Origin of the sequence: Paenibacillus sp. 481, from assembly GCF_021223605.1 — a bacterium.
Taxonomy (GTDB): Bacteria; Bacillota; Bacilli; order Paenibacillales; family Paenibacillaceae; genus Paenibacillus_B.
In genome coordinates this window covers 2,362,501-2,380,825 of record NZ_CP075175.1, presented here as the reverse complement: position 1 = coordinate 2,380,825, position 18,325 = coordinate 2,362,501, and the positions used below count along the sequence as shown (strand labels likewise).

General features: G+C 44.2%; 14 protein-coding genes and 1 rRNA gene (1 of these 15 cut by a window edge). 9 read left to right on the top strand and 6 right to left on the bottom strand.

The window, feature by feature from the left end; genetic code table 11:
- Positions 1-90: 90 nt before the first annotated feature.
- The 6 genes from mnmG to rpmH form a co-directional block, all read right to left on the bottom strand.
- Complete coding sequence (gene mnmG, locus KIK04_RS10345) at positions 91-1,998, bottom strand: tRNA uridine-5-carboxymethylaminomethyl(34) synthesis enzyme MnmG (RefSeq protein ID WP_232278152.1); 1,908 nt, start codon at positions 1,996-1,998, stop codon at positions 91-93.
- Positions 1,999-2,051: 53 nt separating this feature from the next.
- A complete protein-coding gene (gene mnmE / locus KIK04_RS10340; protein ID WP_232278679.1) occupies positions 2,052-3,428 on the bottom strand; it encodes a tRNA uridine-5-carboxymethylaminomethyl(34) synthesis GTPase MnmE in 1,377 nt (458 codons plus the stop codon).
- Positions 3,429-3,557: 129 nt separating this feature from the next.
- Positions 3,558-4,304 (bottom strand): RNA-binding cell elongation regulator Jag/EloR, encoded by a 747-nt coding sequence (jag, locus tag KIK04_RS10335; RefSeq protein ID WP_232278151.1) that lies wholly within the window; start codon positions 4,302-4,304, stop codon positions 3,558-3,560.
- Entirely contained in the window at positions 4,301-5,065 is a 765-nt protein-coding gene (locus tag KIK04_RS10330) for a YidC/Oxa1 family membrane protein insertase (protein ID WP_232278150.1), read from the bottom strand. Before KIK04_RS10330 ends, jag begins: the two co-directional genes overlap by 4 nt.
- A 107-nt stretch (positions 5,066-5,172) precedes the next feature.
- Positions 5,173-5,511, bottom strand: coding sequence for a ribonuclease P protein component (gene rnpA / locus KIK04_RS10325; RefSeq protein ID WP_232278149.1), 339 nt, complete (start codon positions 5,509-5,511; stop codon positions 5,173-5,175).
- A 175-nt stretch (positions 5,512-5,686) separates the two neighbouring features.
- The gene (gene rpmH / locus KIK04_RS10320) at positions 5,687-5,821 is read right to left on the bottom strand and encodes a 50S ribosomal protein L34 (protein WP_232278148.1); all 135 of its coding nucleotides are present in this window, start codon (positions 5,819-5,821) and stop codon (positions 5,687-5,689) included.
- Positions 5,822-6,659: 838 nt separating this feature from the next.
- Here rpmH and dnaA point away from each other — a divergent pair.
- The 9 genes from dnaA to KIK04_RS10275 form a co-directional block, all read left to right on the top strand.
- Positions 6,660-8,015, top strand: a complete 1,356-nt coding sequence (gene dnaA, locus KIK04_RS10315; RefSeq protein ID WP_232278147.1) for a chromosomal replication initiator protein DnaA — start codon at positions 6,660-6,662, stop codon at positions 8,013-8,015.
- 233 nt (positions 8,016-8,248) lie between these two features.
- Entirely contained in the window at positions 8,249-9,391 is a 1,143-nt protein-coding gene (dnaN, locus tag KIK04_RS10310) for a DNA polymerase III subunit beta (RefSeq protein ID WP_232278146.1), read from the top strand.
- Between the two features lie 26 nt (positions 9,392-9,417).
- Positions 9,418-9,642 carry a S4 domain-containing protein YaaA gene (yaaA, locus tag KIK04_RS10305; RefSeq protein ID WP_232278145.1) on the top strand — a complete coding sequence of 75 codons (225 nt, stop codon included), beginning with the start codon at positions 9,418-9,420 and terminating at the stop codon, positions 9,640-9,642.
- 3 nt (positions 9,643-9,645) lie between these two features.
- A complete protein-coding gene (gene recF / locus KIK04_RS10300; RefSeq protein ID WP_232278144.1) occupies positions 9,646-10,764 on the top strand; it encodes a DNA replication/repair protein RecF in 1,119 nt (372 codons plus the stop codon).
- Between the two features lie 12 nt (positions 10,765-10,776).
- Entirely contained in the window at positions 10,777-11,034 is a 258-nt protein-coding gene (remB, locus tag KIK04_RS10295) for an extracellular matrix regulator RemB (RefSeq protein WP_232278678.1), read from the top strand.
- A gap of 33 nt (positions 11,035-11,067) precedes the next feature.
- Positions 11,068-12,978 (top strand): DNA topoisomerase (ATP-hydrolyzing) subunit B, encoded by a 1,911-nt coding sequence (gene gyrB / locus KIK04_RS10290; protein WP_232278143.1) that lies wholly within the window; start codon positions 11,068-11,070, stop codon positions 12,976-12,978.
- 289 nt (positions 12,979-13,267) lie between these two features.
- Positions 13,268-15,796, top strand: a complete 2,529-nt coding sequence (gene gyrA / locus KIK04_RS10285) for a DNA gyrase subunit A (RefSeq protein WP_232278142.1) — start codon at positions 13,268-13,270, stop codon at positions 15,794-15,796.
- 203 nt (positions 15,797-15,999) lie between these two features.
- The gene (locus KIK04_RS10280; RefSeq protein WP_332330010.1) at positions 16,000-17,058 is read left to right on the top strand and encodes an HD-GYP domain-containing protein; all 1,059 of its coding nucleotides are present in this window, start codon (positions 16,000-16,002) and stop codon (positions 17,056-17,058) included.
- 478 nt (positions 17,059-17,536) lie between these two features.
- Positions 17,537-18,325 (top strand): 16S ribosomal RNA (locus KIK04_RS10275) (it continues 762 nt past the right edge of the window).

Below are 18,325 nucleotides of genomic sequence, written 5' to 3'. Positions count from 1 at the left end.
TAAATTCGATAAGCGTGCTTGAATTTTGTAATAATCGTGATCAACTACTGGAACAACAGCAAGTAATCATCACTATTTATAGCTCTCCTGTTAACCTGCGTCCGTTTGCGACATTTTCGCAGCCGTCACACGGTTAAAATGCTCCAAGTATACGAGCAGTATGGAGATATCCGCTGGTGTTACACCTGAAATACGCGTCGCTTGCCCAATCGAGAGCGGGCGAATTTTTGACAGCTTCTGCTTCGCTTCCATAGCAAGGCCATGCACATCATGGTATTCAATACTTTCAGGAATACGCTTTTTCTCCATCTTTTGCAGACGTTCTACTTGCAACATCTGCTTCTCGATATAACCAGCATATTTCACTTGGATTTCGACCTGTTCCTTCATTTCATCATCCAGCTCAAGCTCAGATGGGAACAAGCTTTCCAAATTAGCGTAGCTCAATTCAGGACGACGAAGCAATGTAGCAGCGTCGCAGCCATTGACGAGCGGTACAGAACCCGCTTCAGCCAACATTGTTTGCACCTCTTGTGAAGGTCTTACCTTCACTTGTTTCAAGCGCTCAAGCTCTTGCTCCACCAGCGCAATTTTACGTTGAAACGTCTCATAGCGCTCCGTTGGAATCAAGCCGATCTCATGACCAATCGGTGTCAAACGAATATCTGCGTTGTCGTGACGAAGCAACAAGCGATACTCCGCACGGGATGTCAACAAACGATAAGGTTCTAACGTACCTTTCGTCACCAAGTCATCAATAAGCACACCAATATAGCCTTGTGAACGGTCTAATACGACCGGATCCTTACCTTGTACTTTGCGAGCGGCATTAATACCCGCCATAACACCTTGACCCGCAGCTTCTTCATATCCAGAAGTTCCGTTAATTTGACCAGCCGTAAATAGGCCAGGAATCTTTTTCGTTTCAAGCGACGGCCACAACTGAGTCGGTACAACTGCATCATACTCAATGGCGTAACCTGTACGCATCATTTCTACCTTTTCAAGCCCTGGAATGGAGCGCAATATTTGCAGTTGCACATCCTCAGGCATACTTGTTGATAGGCCCTGTACGTAGTACTCTGCCGTATTTTTACCTTCTGGCTCTAAGAAGATTTGATGCTTGGGCTTATCTGCAAAACGAACAATTTTATCTTCAATAGACGGGCAATAACGTGGGCCGGTACCTTCAATAATGCCTGAGAACATTGGCGCACGATCCAGATTGTTGTTAATAATCTCATGCGTTTGCTCAGACGTGTATGTTAGCCAGCAAGGCAATTGATCATTGTCCGATCCCTTCGTTTCAAACGAGAAGAACTTCGGCTTGTCATCTCCAGGCTGAATCTCTGTTTTTGAAAAATCAATCGTATCTTTGTGCACACGCGGTGGCGTACCTGTCTTAAAGCGTACAAGTTCCATGCCATGCTCACGCAAGCTTTCAGACAGCTTCAACGAAGGCTGCTGGTTGTTCGGGCCGCTTTCGTAAATCAGTTCGCCCATAATAATTTTACCGCGCAAATACGTACCTGTTGTCAGAACGACAGCCTTCGCCTTATACTGAGCGCCTGTCTTCGTCTCTACACCTACGCAAATACCGTCTTCAACAATAAGCTCTTCGACCATCGCTTGACGCATCGTCAAATTCGGAGTTGCCTCCATCGTTTCCTTCATCGTTTGCTGATACAAGAACTTGTCTGCTTGTGCACGCAAAGCATGTACAGCAGGCCCCTTGCCTGTATTCAGCATTCGCATTTGAATAAACGTCTTATCGATGTTGCGTCCCATCTCTCCGCCCAGCGCATCGATTTCACGCACGACATGACCTTTAGCTGGTCCGCCGATAGACGGGTTACATGGCATAAATGCCACCATATCCAAATTAATCGTCAACAGCAGCGTATTACAGCCCATGCGCGCAGCAGCAAGAGCTGACTCACAACCTGCATGACCTGCTCCAATGACGATAACATCATATTGTCCAGCCACGTATGGCATTACGTATACCTCCCCTAACCTTCTATAACCGTATCTTTTGTATCCTTATGTCGTTACTTGCCGAGACAGAACTGAGAGAAGATTTGATCAATTAGCGAATCACCGATCGAATCACCAATGATTTCTCCTAGCTGTTCCCATGCTGAACGAACATCAATTTGAATCATATCAATTGGAATGCCCTGCTCCGAGGCAGAAATCGCATCATGAAGCGACAAAATCGTCTTTTTAAGCAGTGCAATATGACGAACATTGCTTACATATGTCATATCGCCCGATTCAAGATCGCCACTGAAAAATAGCTCCGATATCGAATGCTCCAACGCATCGATACCTTCCTGCAACATCGCCGACATATGAACAATCTGTTTGCTGCCGAAAGCTGCTACAAGCTCCTCATCCTCAATCTGCTTAGGCAAGTCCATTTTATTCACAATTACAATCACTTGTCTACCTTCAATTTGCGCCATCCACTCGCGCTCATCATCGTGCAGCGGCTCATTATGATTAACAACGAACAAAATCAAATCCGCCTCTTGCAATGCATTTTTCGAGCGCTCAACTCCAATACGCTCTACAACGTCAGATGTCTCACGAATCCCAGCCGTGTCCAGCAATCGTAACGGAATGCCGTTAATCGTAACAAACTCCTCGATAACATCGCGTGTCGTACCCGGAATATCGGTAACGATCGCCTTATTTTCTTGCGCAAGTGCGTTCAACAGCGATGACTTACCTACATTCGGTCGCCCTACGATAGCCGTTACGATGCCTTCCCTTAGTATTTTGCCTTCCGAAGCCGTCTTTAACAGCTTTTCGATCTCAATTCGTACTTGTCCACATTTTTCTTGAATGAAATTAGCCGTCAACGACTCCACATCATGCTCCGGATAGTCGATATTAACCTCAATGTGGGCAAGTGTTTCGATAAGCGTTTGGCGCAATCCTTTAATTTTTGTGGATAACTGCCCCTGTGCCTGCTTCATCGCCACAGAAAACGCGCGATCTGACTTCGAACGAATTAAATCCATGACCGCTTCTGCCTGTGACAAATCGATTCGTCCGTTCAAGAATGCACGTTTCGTAAACTCACCTGGTTCAGCGACACGAATGTTTAATTGCAATAGCAAATCCATGACTTTACGGACCGAAATAACGCCACCGTGAGCGCTAATTTCAACGACATCTTCCATTGTAAAGGAGCGAGGAGCGCGCATAACCGTTACAAGCACCTCTTCAACTCGCTCATTCGTTTCCGGATCAACAATGAAACCATAATTAACCGTGTGAGAAGCTACTTCTGTCAGCTTCGTCTTCGATCGAAAAATACGATCAACCTCTTGCACCGCTCCTTCTCCACTTACGCGGATAATCGCGATACCGCCTTCACCAAGCGGCGTGGACACTGCGGCGATTGTATCGTAGACCATCATTTCATTCCTCCACCTATTCCATACGCTTCTGCTTTTACATTTAATCTAGAAAAAAAGCAATGATTACCCCTTTGCAAGGGTAATCATTGCGTGCTTTGACCACTTCAACGACTTCGTTGTATGAAACTATTTAATCGTAATAACGACACGACGATTCGGTTCTTCACCTTTGCTGTACGTTTTCACCTTCGGGTGATCTTGCAGCTTTGCATGAATCACTTTACGCTCAAGCGACGTCATCGGTTCGAGCACCACTTCTTTACGGGTGCGAATCACTTTGTTCGCCAGACGCTCTGACAAAGACTCCAGCGTCTGTTTCCGACGATCACGAAATTGTTCTGCATCAAGAATGACGCGCAAATGATGCTTAGCATAACGATTGGCAACTAAGTTAGTCAAATATTGCAACGAGTCGAGCGTCTGACCACGGCGTCCAATAAGCAGACCCAAGTCAGCCCCGCTAATATCGAGCGTAATTACATCCTTACGCTTGTGTACTGCAACTTCCACAGCAAGTCCCATGGAACGAGCTACATCGACGATAAACTGCTTCGCCTCTACAATCGGGTCTGGACCCGCTTCTGTCGAGGATGTCTCTTTGCTTGTTGCCTGTCCGACATTAGACGGTTGTGTAGCAACCGCAGAAATGCGTGCAGACCTCTCTTCACTTAACCCCGCCTGAACATCCGTTTCAGCTGGTGTAAGCAGCATCAACTCCACCTTAGCAGGTCTTACGCCGAACAATCCTAAAAAGCCTTTAGAAGGCTGCTGCACGACGCGCACAGACACTTGCTCTTTGGTTACGTTCCATTGGGCCAAACCGTCCTTTATTGCATCTTCGACCGTCTTTCCAGATACAATCAACGTTTTCATTTCGCCGGCTGAACCTCCTTATCCTTATCGCGATAAAGGAAATAGTTCTGAACAATCGTAAAGATATTACTGAATACCCAGTACAATGGTAATGCAGCTGGGAAGCTAATCGACATAACGAAGATTAACACTGGGAATACGAGCATCATAAACTGCATCGCAGGCTGCATTTGATTCTGCATCATCTTAGACTGCAAGTAAGTTGTAATCGCAGCGATGATCGGCAACACGTAATAAGGATCCGCTTCACCGAGCTTCAACCACAAGAATGTATGCTCGCGAATTTCCGAGTTCATATAAATCGCATTATACAACGCGATAAATATCGGCATTTGTATCACTAATGGTAAACATCCAGCCAAAGGATTAATCCCATGCTTTTGGAACATTTTCATTGTTTCTTCTTGCTGTTTTTGCGGATTATCCTTGTATTTCTTCTTGATCTCCAGCATTTGCGGCTGAATCTTTTGCATCTCTTTGGAACTACGAATTTGTTTAATTGTAAGCGGTAAAATTAAAAATCTTACAATAATAGTGAGCAACAAGATGGCCAAGCCATAACTGCCCTGGAACCAGCCTGCAAACGTATCCAATGCTAATGAAAAGTAATAAACAACGTTACGCTCCCAGAAGTTCCCCTGCAACAGGTCTGCTGTCTTAAGCGTTTCGGTCGGTGACGTACATCCAGTTAGTACAACGAGTAACAACATGGACGCTGCAACCAAAAGCCATTTGCGGTTACTAAGCAACTTCAGCGACAATAGCAAAACTCCTCTCTTAAACCTTCCGATTCCAAAGTAAATATATCATATTTTAAGTGGCAAAGGAAACGCCAAACGAACAAGCTTTCACACTTGTTTTTTACTCATTATTTGAATAAAGAACCCTTGCGCATCACATGATGCACGCTCTTCGCCAGTTGATCGTAACTTAACCCGACCGCACCTTTTCGTACAATAAATATGATATCGACGTGGTCCACGACTTTTTCACCTTGATGGCGGACAATTTCCTTAATAAGACGGCGAACGCGATTTCGAACAACAGCGTTGCCAATCTTTTTACTGGCCGATACCCCTACACGAAACCGCTCTACTTGAGGGCGATGAAATACATATACCACGAGCTGATGATTGGCAAACGATCGCCCGTGCCGATAAACGCGGCTAAAATCAGCGCGATCACGCAGACGGTATTTTTTTTGCACGCTAATTCTCCTGCCCTTCCACCAACCCCCATGTACTTTCATTCAAAAGTATAGGCACCAGTCGGTTGGAATAAACGTTATGCCGCTGACGAACGAACATCCAAATGACGCCAGACAGCAAATATCCATAAATAATGAAAAAAAGACCACCGGAAGGTGGTCTTACGTACGCGTATTATGCGCTCAACTTGTTTCTGCCTTTTAGGCGACGAGCAGCCAACACCTTACGGCCGTTTTTCGTGCTCATTCTCTTACGGAAACCGTGAACTTTCTTACGTTTGCTCACATTTGGTTTGAATGTAGGTTTCATCGTACTGCACCTCCTCGAGTTATATATGTCGTAGTAAAGCCATCCATTGCTACGTTATTTCTTTGCGCAAAATGCCTTTATATATTTAAACAGAAACAGCCCGAAAAGTCAATCTTCTACGCTCTACTCCCTCTCTCTCCATTATGTATGTCTTCACCAATAATAAGCCAAACTATCCACAGTATCGTTTTTTTGTTCGCTTCCCCACGCAGTTACAAATTAAGACTTAAAGTTATTCACATGTGCATGAAGGGTGAGTAATCGACAATTTTAAAACTCGGGGTGTGAATAACGTTAAAGGTGACAAAAACGGAATTTGTCGATAAGGAACAAGTTATAAACAATATGTAGTGGTGTCAATAACTTTTATGCACAAGTTATTGAATTTGTGGATAAAAACCGCTCTGTCATTGAAATATAAGGGCTCATCTGCTATGATTATATTGCTTTTTGGTTGTGAATAGATGTTGTGGATATTATATTATCAACAACCTGTGGATAAAGTTGTGAACAATTCATACTTAGCTGTGTAAATCATTTTTTATGTACTCACATTATGTGGATAAATAAATGAACGAACTCGGTAATTTTTCGACATCATTGAAAATTAAAACATCGTACCCTCATAGACCCCGACAATGTCCGTCATCAAGAGGGCTTTCTACGCTTTAGAGAGCCTTTTTTGCGTCTTGTCGGGGCCATTGTCCTTTTTATAATCGTTTTAACGGTGCACCCTTGCTTCTTTCCAGTGGAATGAGCTGATGTGCAGACTTGGCGGGAACGCCGGCACGCGCGTCAAATACGACGACGCAACAGGTTTGAAGGAGTGAAACATTCTGTGGAGCGCCAAGCGAATGAACATTGGCAGGAAATTTTGTCCGTTATCCAAACTAAGCTAAGCAAGCCCAGTTTCGACACCTGGTTTAAAGCAACGAAGGCGGTCAAATTTACGGACACGCAACTCATGATCACCGCACCGACAACGTTTGCGGTTGAATGGCTCGAAAGCCGCTATACAAAGCTTGTTAGCTCAACCATTCAAGAAATTACGGGCAAACAAGTCGATGTTAAGTTCATCATAGAGGAAGCAGCGCAAGCGGAGCCGGAAATGATGCAGCCACAGACACCTCCTCCTCGCGTAACCGTGCAGGAAGAGCCATTGTCTAATATGCTCAATCCGAAATACACATTTGATACGTTCGTTATTGGTTCAAATAACCGATTTGCACATGCAGCTTCGCTTGCAGTAGCGGAGGCCCCTGCCAAAGCGTACAACCCCTTATTTTTGTATGGGGGCGTCGGACTAGGTAAGACGCATCTTATGCATGCGATCGGACATTTCATTTTGGAACACAATCCTAATAGTCGCGTCGTGTACACGACTTCAGAGAAGTTTATGAACGAATTCATTAACGCCATTCGTGACAATCGCGGCGAGAGCTTCCGTAACAAGTATCGGAACATCGACATTTTGCTCATTGATGATATTCAATTTTTAGCAGGCAAGGAGCAAACGCAGGAAGAGTTTTTCCATACGTTTAATGCACTCCATAATGAAAATAAGCAAATCGTCATTTCTAGTGACCGTCCACCGAAGGAAATCGAGACATTAGAAGAACGTCTTCGGTCTCGCTTTGAATGGGGGCTCATTACCGATATTCAACCACCGGATTTGGAAACGCGAATCGCTATTTTGCGCAAGAAAGCTAAAGCTGAAAATTTGGACATCCCAAATGAAGCAATGGCCTACATTGCTAACCAAATCAATACGAATATTCGTGAGTTGGAAGGCGCACTAACGCGTGTTGTTGCGTATTCCACGATGACGAACCAAGACATTACGACACATCTTGCAGCTGAGGCACTTAAAGACATCATTCCATCAAGTCGTCCTAAAATGATTACGATGCAAGATATTCAGCAAAAAGTAGGCGAGTTCTACGGTCTTAAGCTTGAAGATTTCAAAGCACGCAAACGTACAAAAGCCGTCGCTTTTCCACGACAAATTGCGATGTACTTATCTCGTGAGCTAACGGATTATTCATTGCCGAAAATCGGAGAGGCTTTTGGTGGACGAGATCATACAACGGTTATTCATGCTCATGAAAAAATAACGAATAACCTACAACATGATCAGGAATTGTACAAAGTGGTTCAAAGCTTAATCGACAAAATAAAAAATCCGACGCTGTGAACAAAATATAAAGCCTATGCACAAACTATACACATGTGGATAGGCTTTACTTTATGCACCTTTAAGCCACTTATCCACATATTCAGGGTCCCTACTACTACTATTAATTAAAAGATATATAAAGATCATCATAATATACGCGTTAAATAACCTTTTTACACATCATCACCTATGTCCTCCGTTGAAGGACATTTCACAATTTCAGACACAAAGTGAAACCAAGGAGTGAAAGCATGAAAATTTCGATATTGAAAAATGAACTGAATGAAGCGATACAAAACGTATCCAAGGCGATTTCTAGCCGCACGACAATTCCCATCTTAAGTGGAATTAAAATGGACGTTAATTTTCAAGGTGTTACATTAACAGCGAGTGATACAGATATTTCGATTCAATGTTTCATTCCAACAGAAGACGACAAACAAACGATCATTCAGGTCGAACGCCCAGGTAGCGTCGTGCTACCCGCTAAATTTTTTGTCGAGATTATTAAAAAGCTCCCATCCAAAGATGTTGAGATTGAGGTTAAAGAACATTTTCAAACGTATTTGCGTTCAGGCTCGACAGATATCCAAATGGTCGGACTTGATCCAGAGGAATTCCCTGTACTACCTAGCATCGAAGAGAACCAAGTCGTTACGGTCAACGGTGATCTTTTAAAAACGATGATTAAGCAAACGGTATTCGCAATCTCCTCCAATGAAACAACGCCTATTTTGACAGGTGTTCTTTGGAATTTGAGCGAAGGTCATTTGAAGTTTGTAGCGACTGATCGCCATCGTTTGGCGAGCCGTTCTGCAAATATCGATGCTGATGAACAAAATCGGTTTAACAATGTCGTTATTTCAGGAAAAACGTTGAACGAATTAAGCAAAATTGTTCCTGACCAAAATAAAAAGGTCGATATTGTCGTTGCAGACAATCAAGTGTTGTTTAAGATTGACCGTGTGTTGTTCTATTCACGTATTCTGGACGGCACATACCCGGATACTTCTAAAATTATTCCGCAGCAGTACAAGACAGAACTTGTACTTGATACGAAAAAATTAATTGATGCGATCGATCGTGCGTACTTGTTGTCTCGTGAGGAAAAAACAAATATTGTTCGCCTCCAAACCAAAGAAGACGGTACAATTGAAATTTCGTCTAGTTCTTCTGAGCTTGGACGAGTTACGGAGCAATTGGATGTGAAGCAATTTAATGGCGAGCCGCTGCGCATTGCCTTTAACTCCAAATATATGCTCGACGTGTTGAAAGTTATTGAATGCGAGAACATTTTCATCGGATTTACGGGTGCAATGAGCCCAATCATTATTAAGCCGACTGAAAATGTGAACAGCTTGCATCTTATTTTGCCGTATCGCACAACGAATTAAGCCAATTGCAGCAAGGAGGAAGCGTCATGAATGACATCGAAATTCGGACTGAGTTTATTAAGCTAGATACTTTTTTGAAATTGGCAGACTGTGTTTCTACGGGCGGGCAAGCAAAAATTTATGTGGCAGAAGGTATGGTCACCGTAAATGGTGAGCGAGAAGAGCGCCGCGGACGTAAGCTTTATAATGGGGACGTGGTAGCTGTAGACGATTGCGGAACGTACCGCGTCATTGCTCCGCAGAGGACATAACGGGTGTTCGTCAAATCGGTTGCCCTAAATAATTATCGTAATTACGGAAACCTTGAGCTCGATACGAGCAATCGTGTAAATATTTTTGTGGGGCGCAATGCGCAAGGCAAGACCAATTTGCTGGAGGCTATCTTTGTGATGGCACTCACAAAATCACATCGCACCTCGCGTGATAAGGAACTTATCGGCTGGGAAACGGATCATGCTAGAATAAAAGCTTCTGTCGATCGCAAATATGGAACGTGTCAGCTTGAACTCAACATTTCGAAGCAAGGCAAGAAGGCGAAGGTGAACGGCTTAGAGCAACAAAAGTTGAGCGGCTTCATCGGCGCCTTAAATGTTGTCATGTTTGCACCAGAGGATCTAGAAATCGTAAAAGGCGCCCCGGGCATACGGCGCCGTTTTTTAGATATGGAAATCGGTCAAGTGCAGCCGAGTTATTTATACCATTTGCAGCAATATCAAAAAGTGCTGGTGCAGCGAAATAATTTGCTGAAGCAAATGTGGAATACAGCAAGTAAGCAATCGGATACGATGCTGGACATTTTTAACGAGCAGTTAGTAGTTAATGGTGTTAAAATTGTAAAGAAACGGAAACAATATTTAAAAAAGCTGCAAGTATGGGCTGAACAAATACATGCGGGCATAACAGACGGGCGAGAATCACTGCTTGTGAAGTACGCACCTTCTTTTACTGCTGAAGAAGACGATGATGCTGACGCTGTTGTATTTGAGCAATTTATGTTAAAGTTAACACAAATGAAAGATCAGGAAGTGCGGCGTGGAATGACACTCGTTGGGCCGCATCGTGACGATCTCACCTTCTACATTAATGACAAAGAAGTACAAACGTACGGTTCCCAAGGTCAGCAGCGTACCACAGCATTATCACTTAAACTTGCTGAAATTGAATTAATGCACGAAGAGATAGGGGAGTACCCTGTCTTATTGCTTGATGACGTGTTGTCTGAGCTGGATACGTTTCGGCAGACACAACTTATCGAGACGTTTCAAAGCAAAGTGCAGACGTTCATTACGACTACTGGCATCGAGGGTATTAATACAAGCAAATTGCAAGATGCGAGCATGTTCCACGTGGAAAACGGTCAGGTCATGCGATAAGGGGTGAGTGCGGTGTATATTCACTTGGGCGGCGAAAAAATTATTCGTTCCTCCGAACTGATAGCTATTTTTGATGTGTCCATTGAAAAGTCATCGAAGCTGTCCAAACAGTTCGTAGCGAACGCCCATAAAGTTAAAAATGTAGAGGCAATTGGTGAAGAAGAAGCTAAGTCCATTGTCGTTACAAAAGGGAAAGTGTTTTACTCGCCGATTTCGTCTTCGACGCTTAAAAAGCGTGCGAATGTGTATATGCGAATTGAAGAAGCATAAGCGGAATTGAAACTGGAGAAGTAGGTGAAGGGCATGTCTTTGAATCAACATACGTATGATGAAAGCCAAATACAGGTGTTGGAAGGTCTGGAGGCGGTTCGCAAGCGTCCAGGTATGTATATCGGTTCTACCAGCGTCAAAGGGCTTCATCATCTGGTATGGGAAGTGGTCGACAACAGTATCGACGAAGCGTTGGCCGGTTACTGTACCAAGATTCAAGTGATCGTGCATGAAGATAATAGCGTTACGGTCATTGATAACGGGCGTGGTATCCCCGTAGGCGAACATGCGAAGATGAAACGTCCAGCAATAGAAGTTGTTATGACTGTATTACATGCCGGTGGTAAATTCGGCGGTGAAGGTTATAAAGTATCTGGTGGTTTGCACGGGGTAGGTGTATCTGTTGTAAACGCATTGTCCGAACAGTTGATCGTTACGGTCAAACGGGAAGGTCATGTTTATCAGCAAGAATACCAACGTGGTGCACCTCAATATGACTTGAAAGTAATTGGGGACTCAACGGAAACAGGAACAACGATTACATTCAGACCCGATTCGGAAATATTCACGGAGACAACGGTGTATGATTATGACATCCTTATGTCACGGATACGTGAGTTGGCGTTTTTGAACAAAGGTATTGAACTCGTGTTGACAGATGAACGCACAGGTCAATCCCAAACGTTTAAGTATGAGGGCGGTATCAGTGAATTCGTTAAGTATTTGAACCGCAACCGTGAGACTATGCATGAAACTCCTATCTACGTAGAAGGAGCTAAAGATTACATTACGTGCGAAATCGCACTCCAATATAACGATGGCTATACTGAAAATATTTATTCTTTCGCGAACAACATTAACACGCACGAGGGTGGAACGCATGAGTCCGGTTTCAAGAGTGCTTTGACGCGTATTATTAACGAGTACTCGCGCAAAATGAACTTGATGAAGGACAATGACTCCAACTTGACAGGCGATGACGTGCGCGAAGGTTTGGCTGCGATTATTTCCGTTAAAATTCCGGAGCCACAATTTGAAGGCCAGACGAAAACGAAGCTTGGTAACAGCGAAGTTCGAGGCATTATTGAATCATTGTTCTCCGAAAAGCTGATGGAGTTCATGGAAGAGAACCCAGCTGTCGCTCGTAAAGTAGTCGAAAAAGGCGTATCAGCAGCTAGAGCACGTGAAGCAGCACGCCGTGCACGTGAACTGACACGCCGCAAAAGTGCGCTTGAAGTCAGCTCTTTGCCAGGTAAGCTGGCAGACTGTTCTTCGAAAGATGCTGCTCAATGTGAGATCTACATCGTAGAGGGTGACTCTGCGGGTGGTTCTGCTAAGCAGGGACGTGACCGTCACTTCCAAGCGATTTTGCCGCTTAAAGGTAAAATTCTTAACGTTGAGAAATCACGTCTTGATAAAGTATTGTCCAATGCTGAGATACGAGCAATTATTACTGCGCTCGGCACAGGTATCGGAGAAGACTTTGATCTGGGCAAAGCTCGTTACCACAAAATCATCATTATGACAGATGCCGATGTGGACGGAGCGCATATTCGAACGTTGCTGCTTACATTCTTCTACCGTTACATGCGTAAGTTGTTGGATGCTGGCTATATTTATATTGCACAGCCACCACTTTACAAGCTAGAGCGCAATAAAGTGGTACGCTATGCAGATAGCGATAAGCAAAAAGAGCAAATCATGGCGGAGTTCGGTGAAAACGTAAAAGTAAACGTGCAGCGCTATAAAGGTTTGGGCGAGATGAACGCAACGCAGCTATGGGAGACGACGATGGATCCTGAAAGTCGTAAAATGCTACAGGTCACGATCGAAGACGCAAAATTAGCTGACGAAGTGTTTGACACCTTGATGGGCGATCATGTTGAACCGCGTCGCGATTTTATTCAGCAGCATGCTAAGTTCGTAAAAAATCTAGATGTGTAACTGTACACCTTCATGCAAAATGCCCCAGTCTTGCTAATAGAACTGGGGCTTTCGCTTTATACAAGGCATTTTTATGCTTCGAGTCATTTATCAGAAAAATGCTAAGGTGTACCGTCATAAATGTTCGGATTTTTTGCTTGGATAGGGAACGTTTAATTGTAAGTCTTTTGTGAAAGTAATATAATGAAAAATAGCGTAGTTATGGACTTTATGAACAAATGCAGCATTTATTTTGCTGATTGCCATACAATGCGGACGCTGTTAACGACGAATTTTAAGGAGGTCCAGCATGGCGGAAGAACAACAATCGCAAATTAAGGATCGCGACATTGGCGTCGAGATGCGGGAATCTTTCCTGGATTACGCGATGAGTATCATTGTCAGTCGGGCACTACCGGATGTACGTGACGGATTGAAGCCGGTACACCGTCGTATTTTGTATGCGATGTCGGAACTCGGCATGGCGCCGGACAAGCCTTACAAGAAATCGGCGAGAATCGTCGGCGAAGTAATCGGTAAGTACCATCCCCACGGTGATAGTGCCGTGTACGAGACAATGGTGCGCATGGCACAAGATTTCTCGCTGCGTTATATGCTTATAGATGGGCACGGCAACTTCGGTTCCATAGATGGTGACTATGCCGCAGCCATGCGATATACAGAAGCACGTCTCTCCAAGATCGCGATGGAAATGTTGCGCGACATTAACAAAGAGACCATTGATTTTGCACCGAACTATGATGGCGAGGAGCAGGAGCCAGTCGTCCTACCAGCACGATTCCCGAACTTGTTAGTCAACGGTCTATCGGGTATTGCGGTAGGTATGGCTACGAATATTCCTCCGCACAACTTAACAGAAGTTATCGATGGAGTACAAGCCCTGATTCGGAACCCTGGCATCACGCCGCTTGAATTGATGGAATATATTAAGGGTCCTGATTTCCCAACAGCAGGCTTAATTCTTGGCCGTGAAGGAATCCGTCAAGCATATGCAACAGGACGTGGTTCTGTTACGATGCGTGCTAGAGCGACAATTGAAGAAAACAGTGGTAAAGCACGTATTATCGTGCATGAAATTCCTTACCAAGTTAATAAAGCACGTCTTGTTGAAAAAATCGCTGAACTCGTTCGTGAGAAACGCATCGATGGCATTACGGATTTGCGCGATGAGTCTGACCGTAACGGGATGCGTATTGTTATTGAGCTGCGTCGGGATGTCAATCCGAACGTCGTCTTAAACAATTTGTACAAGCAGACGCAAATGCAGTCCAACTTTGGTATCAACATGATTGCGCTCGTCAACCAAGAGCCGCGCATTTTGAATCTTCGTGAGGTGCTTTATTACTATTTACAGCACCAGATCGAAGTTATTCGTCGCCGCACTGAATTTGATCTCAGAAAGGCGCAAGCGCGTGCTCACATTTTAGAAGGCTTGCGTATTGCACTCGATCATTTAGACGAAGTCATTGCCTTGATTCGTGGTTCTCTCTCCGATGAGGAAGCACGTACAGGCTTGATTGAACGTTTCGAGCTGTCTTATGAGCAAGCTCAAGCTATTCTCGATATGCGTCTCCGTCGTCTGACAGGGTTGGAGCGTGACAAGATCGAAGAAGAATATGCTGAGCTGATGAAAAAGATTGCGGAGCTAGAAGAAATTTTAGCAAGCGAGCAGCTTATTCTTGAGATCATTAACACGGAGCTTGAGGAAGTGAAGCAGAAATTTGGCGATGAGCGCCGCAGTGAAATTACGATCGGTGAGGATAGCATCCTCGATGAAGACCTGATTCCACGTGAAGATGTCGTCATTACGATTACACACAGCGGTTACATTAAGCGCTTGCCAGTTTCGACGTATCGCAGTCAGAAGCGGGGCGGACGTGGTGTAATGGGTATGGGAACGAAAGATAACGACTTTGTCGAGCATCTATTCGTAACCAACTCTCACCATTACCTAATGTTCTTTACGGACAAAGGTAAAGTGTATCGTCTGAAAGCTTATGAAATTCCTGATCTTAGCCGTACAGCTCGTGGTACGCCTATTATTAATCTAATTCAAATTGAGCAAGGGGAGACAGTTAACGCTGTAATCCCAGTTGAACAATTTGAAGCAGATAAATATTTGTTCTTTGCGACCCGTCAAGGAATCGTGAAGAAGACGCCGTTGGACGATTACGTCAATATTCGTAAAGGTGGTCTAATCGCCATTAATTTGCGTGAAGATGACGATCTTATCGGTGTACGTCTTACAGACGGCAAGCAAGAAATCATCATGGGTACGATGAACGGGATTTCGATTCGCTTCCGCGAAAGCGACGTCCGTTCGATGGGACGCTCAGCGACAGGTGTAAAAGGTATTACACTTGATAGTAGTGATCGGGTCATCGATATGGATATCGTGGACTTGAGCAATGACGTCTTAATCGTAACGTCTAAAGGTTACGGTAAGCGGACACCTATGGAAGAATACCGTATTCAAAGCCGTGGTGGTAAAGGAATCAAGACAATCAATGTAACGGAGAAGAACGGACCAGTTGTAGGCCTAAAAGTGGTGTGTGATGAGGAAGACTTGATGATTATTACAGCATCAGGAACGATTATTCGTACCAATATTGCAGGCATTTCACAAATGGGTCGTTATGCGCAGGGCGTTAAGCTGATCAACATTCGCGACGATGATTCTGTAGCGACCGTTACACATTGTGATAAAAATGAAGAAGACGATTTCCAGCAGCAAGATGGTGAAGAGCCTTCTAGCAATATGGATGAACAAGCTCAAGGGGAAGCGGAACAGTCCGCAGACAATGACGAGCAAGTTTAAGTAATCGTAGTAATGTATGGGGCGCATCTGGAAAGATTGCGCCCCTATTGATTATCGTAGAGCTGTAGCCGTAAAGTCATTCAAAAGCTTTCAAATGTTTTTTAGGAGCGTGTTGAACGAAAATGGTCATGACCTCTGTCAATCATATCAAGCCAGGACAGCGTTTGTTAGCAGATGTTCATACCCCACTGGGTGGAGTCCTTATGAATAAAGGAAAAATGCTATCCTTACGTGATGTAGAAGTACTTGATGCCTTTTTGATCAAATCAGTAGCTATTGAACCGCCATCCACTCCCATGAAGTCTGAACCATTAAACTCTTCTATAGTAGACATTAACAAACAAAGTGAGTCTGTATTAGAAGTCGGTGAAGAAGCGACACCCTCAAATAAAGTCAACCAACTAGCCGAGTATCAGATTACACAAGCGTGGTCTCAGATGATGAAGCTCTTGAAAAACGTATTCTACACCGTATCAGCTTCCAAGCTTCCTGTACTCGAACTGCGTCAAAACATGGATTTACTACTAAAGTATACGGATCATTATCGTCCTCTAGCGGTGAGCTCTCATTTTTTAGACAATAGCTTTGATCAAATTGATGACAACTATGTATTTAAAAAATCAATAGCTGTAGCCCTTACTTCTTATTTAATCGGTCAATGGTCTGGATACGCAACGAAAGAAGGTATGCAAATTGCCTTGGCTGGCTTGCTTCATGATATAGGAAGAATGAAGGTCGATGAAGATATTTGGAACAAGCAAGGTGCGCTGACGGACCGAGAGCGAGTTGAAATGAAGCGACATACGCAATATGGATATGAAATGCTTCGTCAAGTCCCTGCTATTAACGAAGGAGTAAAGCTAGCTGCACTGCAACACCATGAACGAATCGACGGTAGTGGTTATCCTTTAGGTGTAAAAGGAGACAAAATACATTCATACGCCAAAATAGTGGCCATTGCGGATATATTTCATGCGATGACAATGAATAGAGGCTATAAGAAGGCAGTCTCTCCGTATACCGTCCTTGAACAACTACAAGAAGATGCATTCGGCAAGCTTGATCCACAGCTTGTGCAGACCTTTATACGTAAAGTTACACAACTACATCAAGGAATGCTTGTGCGTTTAAGTGATGGCCGTACAGGACGAATTGTATTCACTGAAGATAGCCATCCCACTAGACCGTGGGTAGCTGTAGATAACGGGGATATTATAAGGCTAGTTCAAGAGCGTCAGCTATGGATAGAATCTGTGTTATAAAATGAACATACATATAGACCTATGGAAACGCGATTCATATAGGCTGATAATTAAATGAACCTATCATGTAATGTGGCGAGTTTATAGGTCTACCTAAGATAACGATTATAATGTAAAAGGTATAACAAATAGCGGATAACGTATGTATTATTTTACCTGTTGTCAAAAGGTTGTAGCCCATGCTATATTATAAATCCAGTCGCGAGAAACACTTCGAAACAACGAGGTGCTAAGCGAAAGGAAAAAAAGAAGCGAAAAAAACTTTTGAAAAAAAAGCTTGCATCGCTTCGAAAGATATGATATATTAATTAAGTCGCCGCTGACACGGCGGTGAGATAAAGAAAGTGAGACGCAAGTCAAACTTTCAAGTTTTATAAAGAAGATTGTTCTTTGAAAACTGAACAACGAGCGAATCGTTTGAAATAAGAAATTCACTTAGTGAATTTCGTCAGCATTACAAATGAGCAAGTCAAACACTTTTATGGAGAGTTTGATCCTGGCTCAGGACGAACGCTGGCGGCGTGCCTAATACATGCAAGTCGAGCGGACTTGATGGAGTGCTTGCATTCCTGATGGTTAGCGGCGGACGGGTGAGTAACACGTAGGTAACCTGCCTGTAAGACTGGGATAACTACCGGAAACGGTAGCTAATACCGGATAGGCAATTTCCTCGCATGAGGGAGTTGAGAAAGGCGGAGCAATCTGCCACTTACAGATGGACCTGCGGCGCATTAGCTAGTTGGTGAGGTAATGGCTCACCAAGGCGACGATGCGTAGCCGACCTGAGAGGGTGATCGGCCACACTGGGACTGAGACACGGCCCAGACTCCTACGGGAGGCAGCAGTAGGGAATCTTCCGCAATGGACGAAAGTCTGACGGAGCAACGCCGCGTGAGTGATGAAGGTTTTCGGATCGTAAAGCTCTGTTGCCAGGGAAGAACAGCATGGAGAGTAACTGCTCCATGAATGACGGTACCTGAGAAGAAAGCCCCGGCTAACTACGTGCCAGCAGCCGCGGTAATACGTAGGGGGCAAGCGTTGTCCGGAATTATTGGGCGTAAAGCGCGCGCAGGCGGTTATGTAAGTCTGGTGTCTAAGGCATGGGCTCAACCCATGTTCGCACCGGAAACTGCATGACTTGAGTACAGAAGAGGAAAGTGGAATTCCACGTGTAGCGGTGAAATGCGTAGATATGTGGAGGAACACCAGTGGCGAAGGCGACTTTCTGGGCTGTAACTGACGCTGAGGCGCGAAAGCGTGGGGAGCA